Origin of the sequence: Corallibacter sp., assembly GCF_048381695.1 — a bacterium.
Lineage (GTDB): Bacteria > Bacteroidota > Bacteroidia > Flavobacteriales > Flavobacteriaceae > Corallibacter > Corallibacter vietnamensis.
Map to the genome: position 1 here is coordinate 217,568 of NZ_JBLXHI010000002.1, position 18,021 is coordinate 235,588.

At 29.8% G+C, this 18,021-nt stretch carries 16 protein-coding genes; 7 read left to right on the top strand and 9 right to left on the bottom strand.

The window, feature by feature from the left end; all coding sequences use genetic code 11:
* The first annotated feature begins 28 nt into the window (after positions 1-28).
* Genes ACN5J3_RS04795 through ACN5J3_RS04825 form a run of 7 tightly spaced genes read left to right on the top strand, consistent with a single transcriptional unit; the run spans position 29 to position 8,159 of the window.
* A complete protein-coding gene (locus ACN5J3_RS04795; RefSeq protein WP_418510955.1) occupies positions 29-1,414 on the top strand; it encodes a phospholipase D-like domain-containing protein in 1,386 nt (461 codons plus the stop codon).
* On the top strand, positions 1,407-2,174 hold the full coding sequence (locus ACN5J3_RS04800; protein WP_418510956.1) for a VWA domain-containing protein: 768 nt from the start codon (positions 1,407-1,409) through the stop codon (positions 2,172-2,174). Before ACN5J3_RS04795 ends, ACN5J3_RS04800 begins: the two co-directional genes overlap by 8 nt.
* On the top strand, positions 2,174-2,965 hold the full coding sequence (locus ACN5J3_RS04805; RefSeq protein ID WP_418510957.1) for a hypothetical protein: 792 nt from the start codon (positions 2,174-2,176) through the stop codon (positions 2,963-2,965). Before ACN5J3_RS04800 ends, ACN5J3_RS04805 begins: the two co-directional genes overlap by 1 nt.
* The gene (locus ACN5J3_RS04810; protein WP_418510958.1) at positions 2,958-5,027 is read left to right on the top strand and encodes a hypothetical protein; all 2,070 of its coding nucleotides are present in this window, start codon (positions 2,958-2,960) and stop codon (positions 5,025-5,027) included. Before ACN5J3_RS04805 ends, ACN5J3_RS04810 begins: the two co-directional genes overlap by 8 nt.
* Entirely contained in the window at positions 5,024-6,328 is a 1,305-nt protein-coding gene (locus ACN5J3_RS04815) for a DUF4407 domain-containing protein (protein WP_418510959.1), read from the top strand. The genes ACN5J3_RS04810 and ACN5J3_RS04815 overlap by 4 nt, the downstream gene beginning before the upstream one ends.
* Before the next feature lie 25 nt (positions 6,329-6,353).
* Positions 6,354-7,082, top strand: coding sequence for a hypothetical protein (locus ACN5J3_RS04820; protein WP_418510960.1), 729 nt, complete (start codon positions 6,354-6,356; stop codon positions 7,080-7,082).
* A gap of 60 nt (positions 7,083-7,142) precedes the next feature.
* The gene (locus ACN5J3_RS04825) at positions 7,143-8,159 is read left to right on the top strand and encodes a hypothetical protein (protein WP_418510961.1); all 1,017 of its coding nucleotides are present in this window, start codon (positions 7,143-7,145) and stop codon (positions 8,157-8,159) included.
* On the opposite strand, the gene ACN5J3_RS04830 is transcribed toward ACN5J3_RS04825, so the two are convergent.
* From ACN5J3_RS04830 to ACN5J3_RS04870, 9 genes are all read right to left on the bottom strand, one after another.
* On the bottom strand, positions 8,154-8,603 hold the full coding sequence (locus tag ACN5J3_RS04830) for a LexA family protein (RefSeq protein ID WP_418510962.1): 450 nt from the start codon (positions 8,601-8,603) through the stop codon (positions 8,154-8,156). The two genes, ACN5J3_RS04825 and ACN5J3_RS04830, sit on opposite strands and share 6 nt — an antisense overlap.
* A 141-nt stretch (positions 8,604-8,744) precedes the next feature.
* Entirely contained in the window at positions 8,745-9,335 is a 591-nt protein-coding gene (locus tag ACN5J3_RS04835; protein ID WP_418510963.1) for a hypothetical protein, read from the bottom strand.
* A 9-nt stretch (positions 9,336-9,344) separates the two neighbouring features.
* Positions 9,345-9,977 carry a hypothetical protein gene (locus ACN5J3_RS04840; RefSeq protein ID WP_418510964.1) on the bottom strand — a complete coding sequence of 211 codons (633 nt, stop codon included), beginning with the start codon at positions 9,975-9,977 and terminating at the stop codon, positions 9,345-9,347.
* Between the two features lie 307 nt (positions 9,978-10,284).
* Positions 10,285-13,386, bottom strand: coding sequence for an Eco57I restriction-modification methylase domain-containing protein (locus tag ACN5J3_RS04845; protein WP_418510965.1), 3,102 nt, complete (start codon positions 13,384-13,386; stop codon positions 10,285-10,287).
* Between the two features lie 565 nt (positions 13,387-13,951).
* Entirely contained in the window at positions 13,952-14,686 is a 735-nt protein-coding gene (locus tag ACN5J3_RS04850) for a hypothetical protein (protein ID WP_418510966.1), read from the bottom strand.
* A 10-nt stretch (positions 14,687-14,696) separates the two neighbouring features.
* Positions 14,697-15,428 (bottom strand): hypothetical protein, encoded by a 732-nt coding sequence (locus tag ACN5J3_RS04855; RefSeq protein ID WP_418510967.1) that lies wholly within the window; start codon positions 15,426-15,428, stop codon positions 14,697-14,699.
* Positions 15,418-15,717 (bottom strand): helix-turn-helix domain-containing protein, encoded by a 300-nt coding sequence (locus tag ACN5J3_RS04860; protein WP_418510968.1) that lies wholly within the window; start codon positions 15,715-15,717, stop codon positions 15,418-15,420. The genes ACN5J3_RS04855 and ACN5J3_RS04860 overlap by 11 nt, the downstream gene beginning before the upstream one ends.
* Before the next feature lie 73 nt (positions 15,718-15,790).
* Positions 15,791-16,573, bottom strand: coding sequence for a hypothetical protein (locus tag ACN5J3_RS04865; protein ID WP_418510969.1), 783 nt, complete (start codon positions 16,571-16,573; stop codon positions 15,791-15,793).
* A gap of 15 nt (positions 16,574-16,588) precedes the next feature.
* Positions 16,589-17,887, bottom strand: a complete 1,299-nt coding sequence (locus ACN5J3_RS04870; protein WP_418510970.1) for a tyrosine-type recombinase/integrase — start codon at positions 17,885-17,887, stop codon at positions 16,589-16,591.
* Between the last annotated feature and the right edge of the window lie 134 nt (positions 17,888-18,021).

Genomic DNA, 18,021 nt, shown 5'->3' on the forward strand with positions numbered 1-18,021 from the left:
CCCACTCAACATAGAAAAACAGTATTAAATGAGAATAGAAAGCTACTTTACAAAACAAACAGATGTTAGAAAAATTATTTTAGAGCTCTTAGATAGTGCTTCTTCGAAAGTATTTGTTGCAGTAGCTTGGTTTACAGATACAATACTGTTTAATAAACTTATTGAGTTGCAAGAAAAAGGCGTTTCAATAGAAGTTATTATAACTAAACATGAATTCAATTCTCAAAGTCGAAATGAATATCGCCTACTGGAAAAAAATGGTTTTTTTGCTGAAATAGGAAGTGACGACCAATTAATGCATATGAAATTCTGCATAATCGACTACGACATAGTAATAAGTGGTTCTGCAAATTGGTCAAACAGAGCTTTTACTGTTAATAATGAAGAAGTTACTATAGTTTCTGGAAACCAACAACGCACAAACGATTTTATTGATGAGTTTGAAAGACTTAAAGAATTATCTGGTAAAATTCAAAAACTAGATGAAGCTTTAGATATTGCAAAAGCATTGAAATACTTTAAGTTAATTAAAGCTTTTGTAGACCTAGGTGAAACTTCAAAAATTCAACCTTATCTACATGAATTAAAAAACATAAAGGAATTATCATCAATAATTAACTTATTACTTGGTGGAAACTATGACACTGCATTTAATGATATTGAAAAATTTGAAAAATCGTATACTCAAATAGTCGATTTAAAGTCTATTGAGAAGTCTCAAATATTATCACAAATAAAGCTGATTTCATACCAAATTGAAACATTGCAAATTGAAAAAAGTGAAGTAGAAGCTGTAATTGAACAGTTTAACCATAGATATATTATAGAATTAAATCCTCTAATATCAAAAATCCTAGCAGTAAAAAAGAAGATTTATGAAAAACTAAAAAAGTATGGAATAGTTGATGATACCTATCAAAAAATAGAAGAAGAATTTGAGCGAAAAAACAAAGAATATCAAGAAGAAATAAAAAATGAAATTCCTGAATTAAATGACAAAGAAGCTTCTGACATTAAAAAGATACATCGAGAAGCTGTAAAACTTTGTCATCCTGATTCACCAAAATGCATTTACAAGAATAAAGAAGAAGCTTCTAAGGTTTTTGGTGAGTTAACAACAGCTTTTAAAACAAATGACATAAATAAAGTTCGTCATATATTGAGCGAGTTAAAATTAGGCAATCCGTTAACAAACATTGATAAATTTGATGAATTAGAACATCTTCGAGTTAAACTTGAAACACTAAAATCTAAATACAGCTATATCTTTAATGAACTGGCTGAAATTAAATTATCAGAAACATACCAAACCATATCAAAAATTAACGATTGGAATATCTTTTTTCAAAATCAAAAAGAGGTTTTAAATAAAGAATACAAAAGCTTAACTGAAAAATACGTAAACCATGAGTAAAGAAATACAAAAATCTAGCAGAAAAGTAGATAGTTTCTCGGGTAAGAAAAAACTTGATTTATCTTCAATTAACACAGGCGCTCTCTCTGCAAGTTTAAGTGAATTATCCATCCCTAGATTATTCTATCAATTGGTTGTTTTTGTTATAGATGGTACTGGTTCTATGACTTGGGAAGGAAAAACTGGCATCTCTAAAGGAAAAGAGGTAGATAATACAATAACGAAAATTTTAGATAGACTGAAAAATAGTAAAAACAAAAACTCTTTCGATATAGCTGTTCACGCTTTTGCTGAAAAACATAAAACAATTCTAGATATTACACAATTAGACAAAATAGACCATGAAATTTTCGACTTTAATCCAACTAATTATTTTAAAGAAGGTTTTATGTATGAATATCTAGATGACACCTTAGATATTGTAATAAATTCTAGCGTTAATTATTTAGATTTAAATAAGAACAAAAATTGTCAAGCACTTATAATCATATTAAGTGATGGGGCTATCAAACATTTTGATTCAGCTTTGGAGAGAGTTAATAAATTAAAAATGCATGAAAAAATAACAGTTTCATCAGTGTTATTGGAAGATTTAAGATGGGAAAACGATGAAGATTTTAAAAAAGAAGTTCAAAAAAAATTGAAAATGTTTTCATCAAATGAGAAAAATGGCCATAATTTTTTCACTTCAAATATAGACCCTGAAGAAATCCGAAAACACATGATAAAAAGTATTTCAACCGTTTCAAAAATTGACTAATGTTCTTTTCTGCTCAATATATAGATATAAAATTAAATCAAGATTATGCTGATTTTTCACAAGATGAAATTCAGAAAGGCCTTATAATTTGTGATGGGATCGGAGAATTTCCAGATTCAGGAAAAGCAGCCAAAGTAATAGTCGAACGATTCATTGCAAATTCTTTTCAGTCAATTGATAAACTTGTTTATGATTCGGAAGTTGAAAAACTTAAAGATGAATCATTTAAAGGCGGAACAACTTTTATTAGTGCAATTAACAAACATGAATCGAATAAAGTTGACATAGAATACCTAGGAAATGGAGGTATTATACATTTACACGGAGATTTTGCTAACAATGCAAATTCTGATGAGCCATACAGGTATGGAGAAATTATGATTCCACACATTTCACCTAACGGTGTGTTGACAAAGCATATTTCACATAACAGCAATAGACCAGAGTTATTAAGCTCAAAAATCAAGCTCAATCTTAATTACTTTAATGGTGATATCATTTTACTTTTTAGTGATGGTATATCTTCTCTAGAAGACAAAGTAATTTTAAAAGATAGAGAAGACAGGTATTGGAGAAATGAAAATGCAGCAATTCAATTAATTTTATCAAAATTAAATGAGTTTTTAAAAACTGGATACAACACTAATAATTTTGATGATATTTTGGTGAAATTCAATAAGGATATTTTAGAAAAATTGAAAAGTGAAAATTACCTTGAAGACGATGCTTCTCTGGGTATCATTATAACTGAACAAGTTTTATCATATTACAAGCGAGTTGCCAATGATTAAGTCAATATCAAATATTACAGATATTTCGGTCATTGATCAAAATGGCATCAATGATATTCTGTCCTTATCAAAAATTGATTTTGATGATAAACCTTTAGGTTCTGGTGGTTTTGGTTCTGTTCATAAAGTTAATTCTATTGATGGGAAAACCCAAAATGACTTTGTATTAAAAGTATTTACAGATGACGCTAATAAAGAACATGCATACGATGTTATTAAGTTATTACACGATAAGTTAAAGAAACGTCAACAGCAAACTAAAGTACCAACATACCATGACTTACCAGAATTATTAGGTTTGCCTTTTCTCGTATTTAAAGGATTTGATAGTATTTCAGAAAAACATTGTGTAGCCTTCTTAATGTACAATCTTAACCAGCTTGGTTATGAAGACTATGGAAGTGACACAGCAAACTTGTCCGAATACAAAAACCTTAGCATTCCTGATAAACTTTATCTTGCTTATCAACTCACAAAAACAATAAACTTTTTACATAGTATTGAATTTATTCATGCTGATATAAGTGAAAATTCTCTTTGGTTTAATGCGAATAGAGTCCAACTTTCAATAATTGATTATGACAGTGGTTATCATTTTGATTCACAAGGAAAACCATCAACAGTTGGAAAAGTTGGTCATTGGATTGGTAGCACATTTAGAAATATAATTGGTCAAAAAAAGGACTCTTCAAGTCTAACCACACTGGACAGGCTATATGAAGAATATTGGGTTTTAGCTAACGCAGTATTTGAAGTCATATTTGGAGTTATGCCTTTCTTCTTCCTTTCAGATACAGATGATGAAACAAAAAAAAAGTATTTAAAAGATAATGAGTGGCCTAATATAGATTACACATCGTCTCTTTTTAATACAGCAAACCAACAACAACACCAAACAGTAATATCTTTTATAGAGCAATTAGAAAGCGCTGGAGCAAAAGATTTGATAGATGCTTTTAAGCGGGTATTTAATAAAGGGTATAAAAATGAAAACCAAAGGTTATCATCAAATGAATGGAAAAACCTCATTAAAGAATTAAATGAAGGTTTAGGAAATAAACCTTTAATTAAAAGTTTTACTTCGGATAAAACAACTATTTCCCGTAAAGATGAAATTGCGAATTTTTCATTTGTTACTCAAAAGTACAATATAGTTTATTTAGATAGTAAACTCGTACCCCTGAAAACTACAGAGCCAATTTCAATTTCATTAGATGATTCTAAAGAAGTAACGCTTAAAGTAAAAAATGATTTTGGTGAAGTTGAAGAAACCATAAGAATTCAGGCAAATAAAGTTGAACCTGAAATTTTGAGTTTTGAGGCTTCTAAACTTGTAAGGGATAGCTTATCACCAATTAATCTTACTTGGAGAGTTTCAAATATTAAGTCTATCCAAATAACTAACGTCAACCAAACTTTTGAAAAAAATGGAAATGTTGATGTAGAGCCAACTACAACAACAAAATACTGTTTAACAGCTTTAGGCTTTTTTGACCAAAAGGTAACGAAAGAACTATTAATTGATGTTGTTTCTCCTAAAATTAATTTTTTCACTTGGGAAGTAAATCTAGAACATGGTATTGATAATGTTGACTTAAAATGGAAAACTGAAGAAGCCCAAAGAGTAGAGATTTCTCCTAATGTTAAAGAAACTATGAGTAATGGATTAGCTCATGTTCCCATAAGTAGGGAAACTACATTCAAACTCATAGCAAAAGGTTTGTTTAATAGTGTAGAAAAAGAAATAACTGCTCATCCGTTTCCTGTTCCTGTGGTTAAACAAATTTTTGCAGAGGCTCCAAAAATTGAGATCAATTCTAACATTCACCCCCAAAGTCTTGCAGTGCCAAGTAACTTATTAAACATTAACAACATTAAATTCTCTAATTCAATCGAATTTAACAATTTAGAGTTAGACTCTACCGAACTTAAGTCGTCTCTTGAGTTCCCTGAGTTTGAACACGAAAATGCTTTGATAAAAAAATATAGTAAAGAAAAAATCGGATTTTCTCACATATATCAAAATATATTAGAAAAAATAAATAATAGATTGTCAAAATGAAAAAACTTATAAAATATCCTTTTCAAAAAATTTATAAATTCTTTTTATGGTCTTCTGGTGCTGATTTAGAAATTCTCAAACAAGCCCCAACTGATAATAGCAAATATTTCGGCATTGGGGGAACAATCGTTTTCACAGCACTAATGGCTTCTTTTGCAGGGGGATATGCGTTTTTTACGGCATTTAAAAGTTCAATTCTATCAATATTCTTTGGACTGTTTTGGGGTGCATTAATATTTAATTTAGACAGATATATCGTTTCTACCTTTGGCGTCGGGGATGGAAAAAAGACAATCTCAAAACAAGAACTTCTTGAAGCCGCTCCAAGATTAGCCATGGCTGTAATCCTTGGGTTTGTCATTTCCACTCCTCTAGAATTAAAATTGTTTGAAAGCGAGATAAATGCTGAAATTGATAAACAAATAGCCATTTCAAATCAAAAATTAGAAAATGAAAATTCTCCAACTTCTAATGACATTTTAGTAAACTACCGTAGTCAAGTAGAAGCTCTAAAAGGTTCTGTATCAAATAGAGAGGAAACTTTAAAAAACAAAAGAAAAGAGTATGAACAGGCAGACGAAGATCAACGTATGGAATGGAATGGTCAAGGTAAAACAGGTAAAAGAGGCAAAGGGCCTTATTGGGAAGAACTTAACCAAAAAGCTCAACGCTTATTAGTTCAACTTGAAAATATGGAGTCTAATTACTCCCGTTTAAATGAACAGGATCGAGCTAAAATAACTGAATTACAAAATAAAATACGAATTTACGAGGATGGTATAATTTCGGATATTGAAAGCCATAAAAGAGTTCAAGAGCAAAACAACGGACTTATGGCAAGATTACTGGCCTTGAATAGACTTTGTTTTGAGGAAACTGAACAATATGAAATAGTTGATGGCACAAAACAACTTACTGGAGTTACCACCTCTAGATCTATCGTATGGTATACGAAATGGTTAGTTACCATTTTGTTTATCTTCATAGAAATAGCACCTATACTTTTTAAAATGATGACCGAAAGAGGAACCTACGATGATATTCTAGACAGAATTAAACATGAAGCAAAAGTCAAACAACTTCTACTTCAATCGAATATTAATCAAGAAATTAATACAGCTGTAAAAGTAAATACTGAAAAAAATGAACAAAAACTAAATTCTGAACTGTTAGCTAATAAAGAATTATTAGAATCTATATCTAAAGCACAAGCACAAATTGCTCAAGTTGCAATTGAAGAGTGGAAAAAAGAACAGATAAAAAAGGTGAAAGCAAGCCCTTCAACAATGATTAAATCCTAAACAGGGGTAAAAAAAAATTTATAAAATGGAAAAAGATCAACACCCATTTTTGCAAAAATACGCACTTAAAAAACCAGTCAAATATATTGTTATCGGAACGATCCCTCCTTCAATAGAAGCCAAATTAACTTCTGGAAAAAGAAAATTCAAAATAAAATATTTTTATGGTAATGTGGCTTCGTTTTGGAATATCCTTAAGGAAGTTTACACTAAAAATTCTTTCGACACAATAAAATCTATACAAGAATGGCAACAACAATACAGTGTTGGTTTTACTGATACAGTGATACAATGTAAAAGAAAAGGTAATTCATTTAGAGATTCAGACTTAAAAGTTGATTATAATGATTTAAATCACAAGCTTAAAGATTATATTTTAAAAAACAATCGTTTCATTGAAAAACTAATTTTCACAAGTGGTGAAAATTGCAACAATGCATTATTTAATTTTAAAATAATTATGGGTGAAGATTATATTAAAATTTCGAAAAAAGTTGTAAAAGACTTACCATCACCATCAGGAAGTTCAAACACTTCATATTTTTGTTCAAATGAAGACACCCTTGGACTTAAAAAGGAGTTTTATGATTATTTAATAAGCCTAGATAACGACGAATATATTTCATATGTTAGAAAACAGTGGAAAATAAAGCAAACATCAAAAAAAGGAGAAAAAGTTCAAAGAATTCCTAAAAATCTTTTAAAGAATTTTAAAACAAAAAAATATAGGGATATATTTCCACCCGAAAATTAAACATTGTATTTAATTTAAGAATATCATTACTAACAAATTACCGAACTAAAACTCTTTAAAATGAATAGATTCTCTATAATCAAAGGAGAAGAATTTGAAAATTTTGTTCACACAACAATATTCCCAAAAAATCAATTTGATTTAATCCATAGAACTAATTCTTTTGAGCAAAATTCTGAAAGGTTTTCAAGAAATACAATGCTTCCTGATTTCAAATTTGAATGCAAGACGTCTAAAAAACAGTTTTACGTTGAAGCAAAGTTTAGAAGTAACTTCAACAATCACAATAAATTAGAGGTATTAACTAAACCTCAATTTGACCGCTATAAAGAAATACAAGAAACTGAAAAAACACCTGTTTTTATAATATTAGGTTATGAAGGTGCAGCTAGAAATCCAGACCATATTTCATTAATTCCTATAAATGAATTTGACTACTTAAATATGTATCGCTCCAAACTTATTGAGTTTGATATTGATAAAAAGGCAATTAACGTTAAATATTTAAAGTTAGATGAATATAAGTTTAACAATGATTTAGAAAAAATTATCAAGCAAGATGAAAAAACATCTTCTTTTTATAAACCTAAAAGGAACTGGTTCATCTCTGCTAGTGTTATTTTAGTTTTAATAATAGGTTTTTCCATTACTAAATCTATTTATGGAAATGACGACTTTAGCCTTGATGACAATACTTCTAGCTTACAGGATAATGAGTCTAATATTAAAAATATAATACAGGATTATTATAAGAATCTTGATGCAGGTGATTTATCAAAACTTAAACAATTTATAAACCCTATAGTTGATAAATGGTATAGCAAACAGAATTTAACACTAGAACAAATAATTAAACAGCAAAAAGCATATCAAGAAAAATATCCCTACAGGAAAACTAATATTAGATGGAATACCTTTGAAATTGAAAATAACGGTAAAGATTACATTGCAACTTATCAATTAGATTACAGTATAAAATCTCCTAAATGGAAAAATTTTAAAAAGTATAATTTGAAGATCACATCTGTTTGGGGGCAAAATCTAAAACTAAAATCTATGTATGAGGATAAATTATAACTGTTTTATCACATTGGTAACAATTCCCCATATCATAAACTCATTATCTTTAGTTACTTTTATAGGTTTGTAGTTTTGATTTTCGGCTATTAACCAAACACAGTCTTTTTCTATGCTGATGCGCTTAACTGTAAATTCACCATCTATAAAACAAACAGCTATTTTGTTATTTGTAGGTTCTAAACTTTTATCTATAATAAGTAAATCACCATCGTGAATACCTGCATCTATCATTGAATCACCACGTACACGACCATAAAAGGTTGTACTTGGGTTTTTGATAAGATGTTTGTTAAGGTCAATGTTTATATCCAAAAAATCATCTGCTGGAGAGGGAAAGCCTGCGCTTATCCCATTAGCCACAAATGGAAGCTCTAAAAGTGTTGAAACATCTGCTCCATAAAATTCTATTGCTCTTGTGTTATATAGTTTTCTGATTTGCATAAATGATAATTAGATAAAAACACCAAAGCCATCGCCTTGAGGAAAATAGTCCAACAGGTGCTACACTTTGGTGATTTGCTATACATCACAAAGGATTGAAAGTCTAATAATGCAATAGCACATGCAAAGCTAAAAAATATTTTAACTAAAATCAGCAAAATCATCATAGACAATTTCTGTAATGTTTCTGTAAGACAATGTATCTAATTTAAGACTGTCGTAATCTGATGTAAGAGGTATTCCACTCTTTTCTATGTCTTTTTTTACCACATTATAGGAAACCCCTTCCCATACCTTTAATTCCAAATGAGCACTTAAAATATCACAACCATTATCTGCTAAATAGATAACTTCTGAACCACCAAAAATGGAAATAATATTATAAATATCTTGCCTGAATTTATTAAAAAACTCTGATTCAGACAGGGTATATATAAAACGGTATTTATAAATAGTAGATATTTCTAGGCAATTAGGATAAACCGTAATACTATATGAAAAAGGACTACTAAAATGGATAATTTCTTTTGTTTCTTTGTTTGGGATAACGCTATTCGTTTGTTCATCATAAATCTCTGGAAATTCGCATTCCCAATCCTCAATGTGTTCTGAACGAGGAAGCACCGAATCAAGGTTTAGGGCTTTTAATTTATTAATATACTCATCTTTTTCAGCAAGTACATCTTCTTTTGACACCTTGATGTTACTTATAATAAATAGGTCTGTTGCCATATCATAAAACTACGTATAGTTTAATAGAAACAAAAAATAAAAACAAACATTTGCATTTCCTCTTTCTAATGTTTCATCTAGTTGATTATAGAGTTTAGGCGGTATTTTTTTTACATTTTTATATGCTTCTAAAGACATAATATTGTTATCAATAAATGTCTCTTCTAGCAAGTCATAATCACCAGTAGTATAAATACTCGCTAATTCTGTTTTTAATAATAGTTGCAAAGACTCTCCTTTAAAATCAGGATTCCAAAAATTAAGGATGTTATAGGTTTCTTCAAGAGTAAACACTCTTCTTCTTGTATAATTCATTTCCTCAAAATACGTCTCAAAATGTTTTCTAAAAAGGTCTTTAGATTTAATACCAGTAATCTCTCTTAATAATTTCAATTTATAAACCTTATTGTTTCGAGAAACAAAGAACACTTCGCGCAATAAATCAGTATCATTTAAATTAGGGTATTTGGTTTTTAAATCCCCGTAATTTATAATACCCAATATATGAAAGAGATATGCAAATGTTCTATCAAAGGTATCTTCTTTAAAAGAAACTCCTAAAAAGCAAAACAATAAAAACCCAATTGTTAATCCGTTTTTACGTTGGTAGCTGGGTTTAAACTTATCTATATCAAAATTCATATTAAACTAATAAATCCATTGCCAAAATAACAATGGATTTTCATTAAAAATTACCATCTTTTATTTCCCCTGATACTCACTATGATTAGGGTTCAATTGATTAGCATGATTGTTTAAATCTGCTTGAGTGTACTCATAATCTTTTCTTAATGACATAATTTTAAATTTAATAATTAATAATAGTTCAAAAGTAAACGCTCACATTAGGTTAAAAAACCAAATTTTCGTCGATAGCAACATTTTAATTATTCTCAACAATTTAGATTTAGCTCGTGTCCCTTTTATTTTAAATTAATGCACTCGTGAATTAAGAGTTTTCTACAATTTTGATTTCTTCTTCGGTTAAGCCATACAACTCATAAACCATTTGGTCAATTTCTTTATCGGTTTGGTTGATTTGGGTTTGTAAGGCTTGTGCTTTTTGTTTGTTGTCTTCAAAGAGGTCTAACCACTCAAACTCGTCTTTTTTAGTAAGTGTTGGTACTTCTTCTAAACCATTTTTAACACGTTGTTTGTTATTTGCTTTTATTGCTTTGTTAAGCTCTTTTATAAAATCTCCAAACTCTAACTCGTGCCAGTTTTGCAGTTTTTTTGAAGCCTTATTAATAGAGTATTTACTTAATAAATACCTAAGAAAGGCCTCTTTTGTTTTTTGGAAACTTCTTTCTAAAGAGATGATTTGGTTAATGGTCGAAGAAAAATCAAATGAAGAATCATATTGAAATGGAAACCCTAAAATATATACACCTTTAAATTGTGCAAAAGCTTTATTTTCTGCACTTGTTTTTGATTTATGATAAAAAGCCAAAAGCTTAGAATTTAGCTGAGCTAGTAATGAATCTAATTTATCCTTTTCATCAGGGATTATTAAATAAGAATTTTTTAAAACCATCATCTTATCGACATCCTTAGCTGCAATTATATTAGAACCTGTTCGTCTCATTAAAATCTTGTCCTGTAAATACAATTCAAGATTAGCATTACTTTTCATTTCTTTTTGAATAAAATTAACATAACTTCCTGAATATGTTATATTATATCTATTTACGTCCTTACCTAAAAGGATTGGTAAATGCATTTCTGAGTCTTTACTCTCAGTAATCCAAACTTTATTATTTCGAGTTTCTAAACCTCGATATACAATAGCGTGCTTTCCAATACTATCAAAATTCTCTTCCAACTTTTCTAATAATGGATTGTATGAATAAATAAACGGATTATATCCTTTTTTGAATTTTAAAAAATCTATTTGCTCAAAGAGAAACTCATCCTCTAGAATATTAGAAGTTAATTTAATATCATAATTTTTTGATTCAGTATTTCTGATATGTAACACAACTGTTTCAACTACTTCATCAAATGCTGTATTCTTTAAATAAACTATTTCTTCAACTTTTAAACTATACACATTTTCACGCATTTTAGAAAAGTATTGACCATCTAACCAACTATTTGGTATAATAAAACCTAAGTAACCTTTTTTTCCTAATAATACATTAATAGCTAGGTCAGTAAATAGAGCATAGGTATTAGGATTATACTCAGCATAGCTATATTTTTTATTTACATAGCTTAGAGTAGTTTTTCCGAAAATTGATTTTATATAGACAACATAAGGCGGATTTCCAATAATCACATCAAAACCACCTTTTTCAAACACTTTAGGGAATTGTTCTTGCCAATTAAAAGCTTTATCACCTGCTACTGCTTTGCTATCTATTAAAGAGTTACCACATTTAATATTACTACTTAAATCGTTTAATTTACGTCTTGGTTGTGCTGTGCGTAGCCAAAGAGATAGTTTTGCTATCTCTACAGACTCTTCGTTTAAATCTACACCGTAAATGTTATTTTCTAATATTGTGTTTTCTATATCTGGAAATTGTAAACCACCACCTAATACTTTTGTTTTAAGCTCGTCTATATATTGATGTTCTGCTATTAAAAAGTTTAAAGCTTGGTTTAGGAAAGCACCAGAGCCACAAGCAGGATCGCATATTGTTAGTTGTAATAACCAATCTCTATAATCATCTAGGATTTTAACTAATTTAGTTATAGTTGCTTTTTGCCTATTCTTACGCCCTTTAAAATATTCTTCTTCTTTAAAGCCTAGCTCGGTTTTCTTTTCTTCGCACAGTTTACCAACCGTATTTTCTACAATGTATTTAGTTATGTATTTAGGTGTGTAAAAGACACCATCTTTTTTACGTTTTGATTTTTGCTTATCGAAGTCTGCACCTTCAATTTCTGCATTAACGCTTTCTATTTCGTTTAAAGAGTTTTCGAAGATATGACCTAGTATGTTTACATCTACTTGGCTCTCGAAATCGTAAGCTGCTAATTTACTGGTGTGTTTGTATAATAAATCGCTATCTATATCTAAGCTATCTAAAGTTTTATCTTCTTTAAATAAACCACCGTTATAAGCGTATATTTCGGCTCTTTTGGTTGTTCCTGCTCTTCCTGTATCTAAGAAGTTAAAGTATTGTTTAAATAGTACGTATAGCGGTCTATCGTCTCCAAAATCTACATCTGCTTTCCACTTGTCTAAAATTTGTTGTGTGCTGTTTGGTGGTAGTAACCCTCTATCTTCTGCAAAGAAAATAAATAGGTAACGGTCTATTAGTTTTTGTGACTTTTTAAAAAGTGTTAGCTTAACGTTTTTTTCTAGTTTTAAGAGTTCTGCTTTTTCTTCATCTGTTAATTGATGAGATTGCTTCGCTGAAGCTCGCAATGACGCTTCATTTTTTAATGTTTTAGCGTTGCGTTTTACGAGGTCTCTAAATAGCTCTCGTTTAAATAGTGAATAATCTTTATAGAATTGCTTTGTGATTTGTTCTTCTTCTACAACAGACTGCTCTTTAATTTTTAGAGGTGTGTTATTTAACACATTGTCTTTTTGTAAACAGATGTATAATAACTCAAAACGTTCTGGTGTAAGTTCGAATAGATTAAACTCTTCAAACTCGGTTGCATCGTTAATATAAAACCTTAGTTTTTCAAAGTTAGAAGTTATTACATACACGCATCCTTTTTGATTAGCTTTATAATCGAAAGCTTGTTTACGTATGCTTTCTAAATCTTTAGTGTTAGCACCTTTTAATTCTATAACACCAATAGCAATATCATTATCTAATATGGCGCCATCTGCTTTACGTGCATTGTTTTGGTTTTTATACTCTGCAACTAGATTAAAGTTAGCTTTAGGTTTAAGCGTATAGTCTAATACATTTACAAATAACTCTGTAAGGAATATACCTTGATATTCTTCTTCTTTAGAGCTACGTATGTTATCTTGTATTGTTGGATTTAGAAAGTATCTTTTATATTTAGTATAGGCTTTATTTATGGCTTCACTATCTTGTAATTTTGAATAGTGTTTTAATACTGATGGTTGATATAATGACATTAAATAGTTGATTATAATAGCTTCTAAAGTTATGAATTTTAAGTATACTTAAAATAACTATTTAAGTGATTCTTATTTAATTCATGAAGAAATCAATTAACTTGAAATAGGACATTTTTAATAATTGAGTCAGTTGATGATTTTATTAATAAAAAAACACCATTGGATTACCATTGCTTCACCATTGCTCCACCATTGCTCCACCATTGCTCCACCATTGCTTTACCATTGCTTCACCATTGCTTCACCATTGCTTCACCATTGCAACCACCATTGCTTTTGACTACAGATGTAACCAATTTGACTAAAGGTGTAGCCAAAATTTAGTATAATTCCATATATTTATAAGGAATAATGAATTACCATTGTAACATGGCAAAAAGCAAATTACCAAGATGGTTTAGGATAATAAGATACTATTTAAATTGTTTATGGTATTATGTTTTGTTTCCATTAGGTGCGGAACAAGATGAGTTTACTAAACAATTCAACCAAAGAGATAGCAACAAATAGGAATATGCAAATAGCATAAATGCGTTCATTTTTGAAGTTATAGATACAGCCTCTATCTCCTCTTACTTTTTCCTTTAAATTCTATGACATTAAACATATCAAACATACGGTCATAAATTCTATTACCGTATCGCTCAATAAAAGACTCCATGGTTTGTTCTACACATAAATCACTACTGGAATAATTACATGATGCAAAAGTTAACAAACTTTTCTCATAACGAAGTGAAAGCACCTCCTTTACAACATTGGTTATTCCAAAGTTACTTGCATTCTTTTCAGCATCTAAATCATCAATATATAAACACTTTCGTTCCATGTTATGGAAAAAGAGCTCCTTTTCTACTGGCGAACTAATATTTTCATACATTCTCACTAACTCCATTGATGAGTAGCCTTTAAACCTTAAAGGCGTATAAAATCTAAATAATTTTTCAAAAGCTTTAAGGTATGCAGTTTTCCCTATTCCATAATTACCAATTATAAGTAAACCTTTATCAAATCTTGGTTTACTAATATCTTTTCGCAAGTTTTCACACCCAAAAAAACTATCATCTTTTGTAAAATAAAAAAAGAGTGTTTTTAGGTTGTTTATTGTTTCATTATTTACCTCTAATCTTTTATCAGTTATTGAATAAAAACACTCCTTGAATGGATTCCATAAATCATTTTTGGTTGGCAGGATAATACTAGGGTTACTTTTGGATAATTTAATGTTTTTATTTTTTTCAGGAGTTGTAATGTCTTTCATCAACTCTCCACAGGAAAGGGTTCTATTAATTCTCATTTCAACAAGGTTAACGGTTGGTTATTCTATCAGTTTTTTGTTTTGAATTTGGCGCAAAATTTCTTTCCGTCTTTTGCCACTTATTAAGCCTTTTTTCAATTTCAAAAAAATCTTGGCATTCATATCTCATTTGTGCGCCTTTGATATCTAATTCACTCCAATAGTTATAAAAAGCATTTAAAATTTTAGAATTAAATTGAGTGTGAGCAAAGACCTTCTCTCTAAATATTTTTTTTCTTTTTTTTATAGTATTATTATTAGTATTAGTTGTTGCTAAAGGCTTGTCAACCGTTTGCGATTGGTCTGTCAACAGCCTGTCAACCGTCTGCGATTTGTCTGCTAACTTCACTTCATCAGATGTCGGTTTTTGCATTAATGACGGGGAATTTGATACGTTTTCAACCTTGTCAACATGGTTCAGATTAGGTTCTGAAACAAACTCATTCAGGTTAAGAACTCTAATTTTAGTGTAGTTGGCGGTTGCAATATTAATATACCCTGTAGATTCAAGCTTTTTCAATGAAGTCCTTACCTTACTAACTGTCAACCCAGTTTCATGAGCCAAGTTTTCATGTGATGTCAAAAACTCACCTTTATTAATTAAAACACCTTGCCATCTCTTTGGACTGTAATTGACTTTAATAAGGCAATGTAAGAACACTTTGCTGGTATTTAAATCCTGATACCATTCCCATTCCATAATATCCCGTTTGAGCATAATAAATCCATTATTATTCATCATGAGATTCTTGTTTAATAAGTTTGGAATAGATTTCGCTCTTCTTGTAGTAAACACGATTACCCATGCGATAACTTGGAAGAATACCATTTTTTCGCCAGTTGTGTAGGGCTTGCTTAGAGCATTTAAGCAAATCCATTGTTTCTTGAACAGTGAGCAACTCCTCGTTTTCAGGTTTAGCAGTTTTGTTCATTTCGTAAAACTCCTTAAGTGTTTGTCGAACATCTTTTAACAAGAAGTCCTTTAACTCATTTGGAGTCATTTGATAAATATGTGTTTGTGTGTAATTCATTTGGTGCTATTTGAAATGTTTTGCAAAGTTATCACCACACACAAGGAAAAAATGTACCGATATGTACCGGTACTTAGCTGACTATTTTAGAATTTGGCAAGGAAAAGCCTGATTCACTGAACTTTTCATGCAACTCCTGATACCTATCATCATCAACACTTAAGTAGCGCCTTAAATGTTCAACCCTTGGGGTTTTAGATTCAAAATTAAATGATTGTATAATTTGTCTTGATAATTCTGTAGAGTTTATTTCTCCATTTTGCCTTAAAGGTGCATCTATATACCCCTCTTCAATTAAAGTTGAAATTATATACGCAAGATGTGATGTCTTACCTTTCCAAATTAGAGAATTAGTATCATTTTCATTTATTATAATAGATTTTAAAAACTCATTTATAATTTCAGCTCTTTTTTTAATATCGCTATTAAGATTTTTAAATGCTATTTGATGAAGCATTAATCCGTATTCATAACTTGACTTATGTATCACCTCTTCACTTTCAACAAAACCATTATCTAATTTAGTTTCGTTATAATACCCAACACCTTCAAGTGAAACTTGCGCATTCTCTATTAATTCATCTATTTTAGGTAATATTTTATATTTAAGAACCTCTATATAAAGATTGTTATTTGAACAATTCAAATAATGATAATCCAAAAAGTATTTTACTTCTAAAATATCGATTTCAAACAACACCTCTCTTGTAAAATATTTCAAGTAAAAATCACCAACAAGTCTAGGCTTATGGTAATCGTGATTCTGTAGTTCATACTTTTCAGGAGAATATCTCTTTCCTTTCTTTCGTTCTAAAAAAGAAATATTATCAATAGCGAAAGCATCGTTATAATTCATATAATATGGGTTGGTTTAATTATTAAAGAATGTACTGTCTGCAATTTTTACAGCCCTTTCCTGTGGTGTTATGCGTATATATTTATAAAATTCTCTCTCGGTTGAATGTCCGCTAATTGCCATAATATCAATTACAGGCATTTTAGATAAATAGGCGTTTGTACAAAAAGACCGTCTTGCAGTATGAGACACTATAAGCTTATGTTTAGGAATAAACTGAACTTCTTTATTCCCCGAGATTGTTTTTGTAATAGTAATTGGCTCTATAATTTTAGCTTTTCTACCTGCTTCCTTAATATATTCATTAATATCAGAGGCATTTAATTTTCTTGGTGGGTTACCATAATACCTTTTATTCATGATAGTTCTTACTCTATGGTGAATTGGAACGTACAGTTTTTTATTTGTTTTTTGTTGCACAAACTCAAACACTTCTCTTCCATTGAATGTTTTAATTTGTTCAAGCGTAATGCCATTATAATCAGAAACCCTTTGACCAGTATAATAACCTATCAAAAAAATGTCTCGCGCCAACTCCCAATCAGGTGTTTTTGACAAATCTACGTTGTAAAGCGCATCTATTTCCTTTTCTGTTAGGTAAATTGAGACTGTTTCCTCTGAAACAGGCTTAAACTCTCTACTCTTATACTTTAGGTTACTATTAAAGCCATCTTCAGTTGCACTATTAAGTATCGTAACAAGATTCTTAATATGCTTACCAATAGTATTAACCGAATAACCATATTCTTCTAAATAAGCGACAAACTTATAGTAGAATTTTAAATCGATATTAGTAAAATCCAAACCATAGCTTTTACGCTTGTTAAACTCTTTTAGCCTGTTTACTGTCTGTTTGTATGCTCTTACGGTAATAGGGCTTAATTTAACAGACTTAATATCTTTGGACTGGGTTTCTTTGTTTGCAATATAATCATCAGCGTATTCAAAAAATGTGGTAATTTTCTTTTTTTCTTCTCCAACTTCTTTTCTAATTATTTTAGCAAGCAAGGATTTCAACACTTCTTTATTTTGTTTATCTTCTTCATCAAGCTCTGAAACAGCCTTAATAAAATCTGAAGAGTAATTTAGTAAATCACTGTTTACTTTCTCTCTATTAGCAATTGTAGAAACCGCTCTTATCCGTTGGTTGGAATTGTCCCAATTTTTTGGTTTGACTTTATAGCCTGTTGCAAATTTTATACGATTGTTACGTCCAAAACTGTAGTCTAAAAAAATTGATGTTTCCGCTTTTGAGCTAACATCCTTTAATCTATATTTAACCGTACCTGAAGTTGACTGTATTGATTTACTCATAAAATATTAAAGTTCATATTTTTAAAAAGGGACAACAATAGGGACAACATCTTGTTGAATCATTGTTAATTCAAAATTACTATAAATACTTTAAAAACCTAATAAAATCAGTATATATAAGAGATGAATGTAAA

Coding starts and splice junctions, on each gene's coding strand:
- ACN5J3_RS04795 (WP_418510955.1), top strand. CDS start 29: ATGAGAATAGAAAGCTACTTTACAAAACAAACAGATGTTAGAAAAATT.
- ACN5J3_RS04855 (WP_418510967.1), bottom strand. CDS start 15,428: ATGATGAATAATAATGGATTTATTATGCTCAAACGGGATATTATGGAA.
- ACN5J3_RS04840 (WP_418510964.1), bottom strand. CDS start 9,977: ATGAATTTTGATATAGATAAGTTTAAACCCAGCTACCAACGTAAAAAC.
- ACN5J3_RS04845 (WP_418510965.1), bottom strand. CDS start 13,386: ATGTCATTATATCAACCATCAGTATTAAAACACTATTCAAAATTACAA.
- ACN5J3_RS04850 (WP_418510966.1), bottom strand. CDS start 14,686: ATGAGAATTAATAGAACCCTTTCCTGTGGAGAGTTGATGAAAGACATT.
- ACN5J3_RS04830 (WP_418510962.1), bottom strand. CDS start 8,603: ATGCAAATCAGAAAACTATATAACACAAGAGCAATAGAATTTTATGGA.
- ACN5J3_RS04835 (WP_418510963.1), bottom strand. CDS start 9,335: ATGGCAACAGACCTATTTATTATAAGTAACATCAAGGTGTCAAAAGAA.
- ACN5J3_RS04810 (WP_418510958.1), top strand. CDS start 2,958: ATGATTAAGTCAATATCAAATATTACAGATATTTCGGTCATTGATCAA.
- ACN5J3_RS04870 (WP_418510970.1), bottom strand. CDS start 17,887: ATGAGTAAATCAATACAGTCAACTTCAGGTACGGTTAAATATAGATTA.
- ACN5J3_RS04805 (WP_418510957.1), top strand. CDS start 2,174: ATGTTCTTTTCTGCTCAATATATAGATATAAAATTAAATCAAGATTAT.
- ACN5J3_RS04800 (WP_418510956.1), top strand. CDS start 1,407: ATGAGTAAAGAAATACAAAAATCTAGCAGAAAAGTAGATAGTTTCTCG.
- ACN5J3_RS04865 (WP_418510969.1), bottom strand. CDS start 16,573: ATGAATTATAACGATGCTTTCGCTATTGATAATATTTCTTTTTTAGAA.
- ACN5J3_RS04860 (WP_418510968.1), bottom strand. CDS start 15,717: ATGAATTACACACAAACACATATTTATCAAATGACTCCAAATGAGTTA.
- ACN5J3_RS04820 (WP_418510960.1), top strand. CDS start 6,354: ATGGAAAAAGATCAACACCCATTTTTGCAAAAATACGCACTTAAAAAA.
- ACN5J3_RS04815 (WP_418510959.1), top strand. CDS start 5,024: ATGAAAAAACTTATAAAATATCCTTTTCAAAAAATTTATAAATTCTTT.
- ACN5J3_RS04825 (WP_418510961.1), top strand. CDS start 7,143: ATGAATAGATTCTCTATAATCAAAGGAGAAGAATTTGAAAATTTTGTT.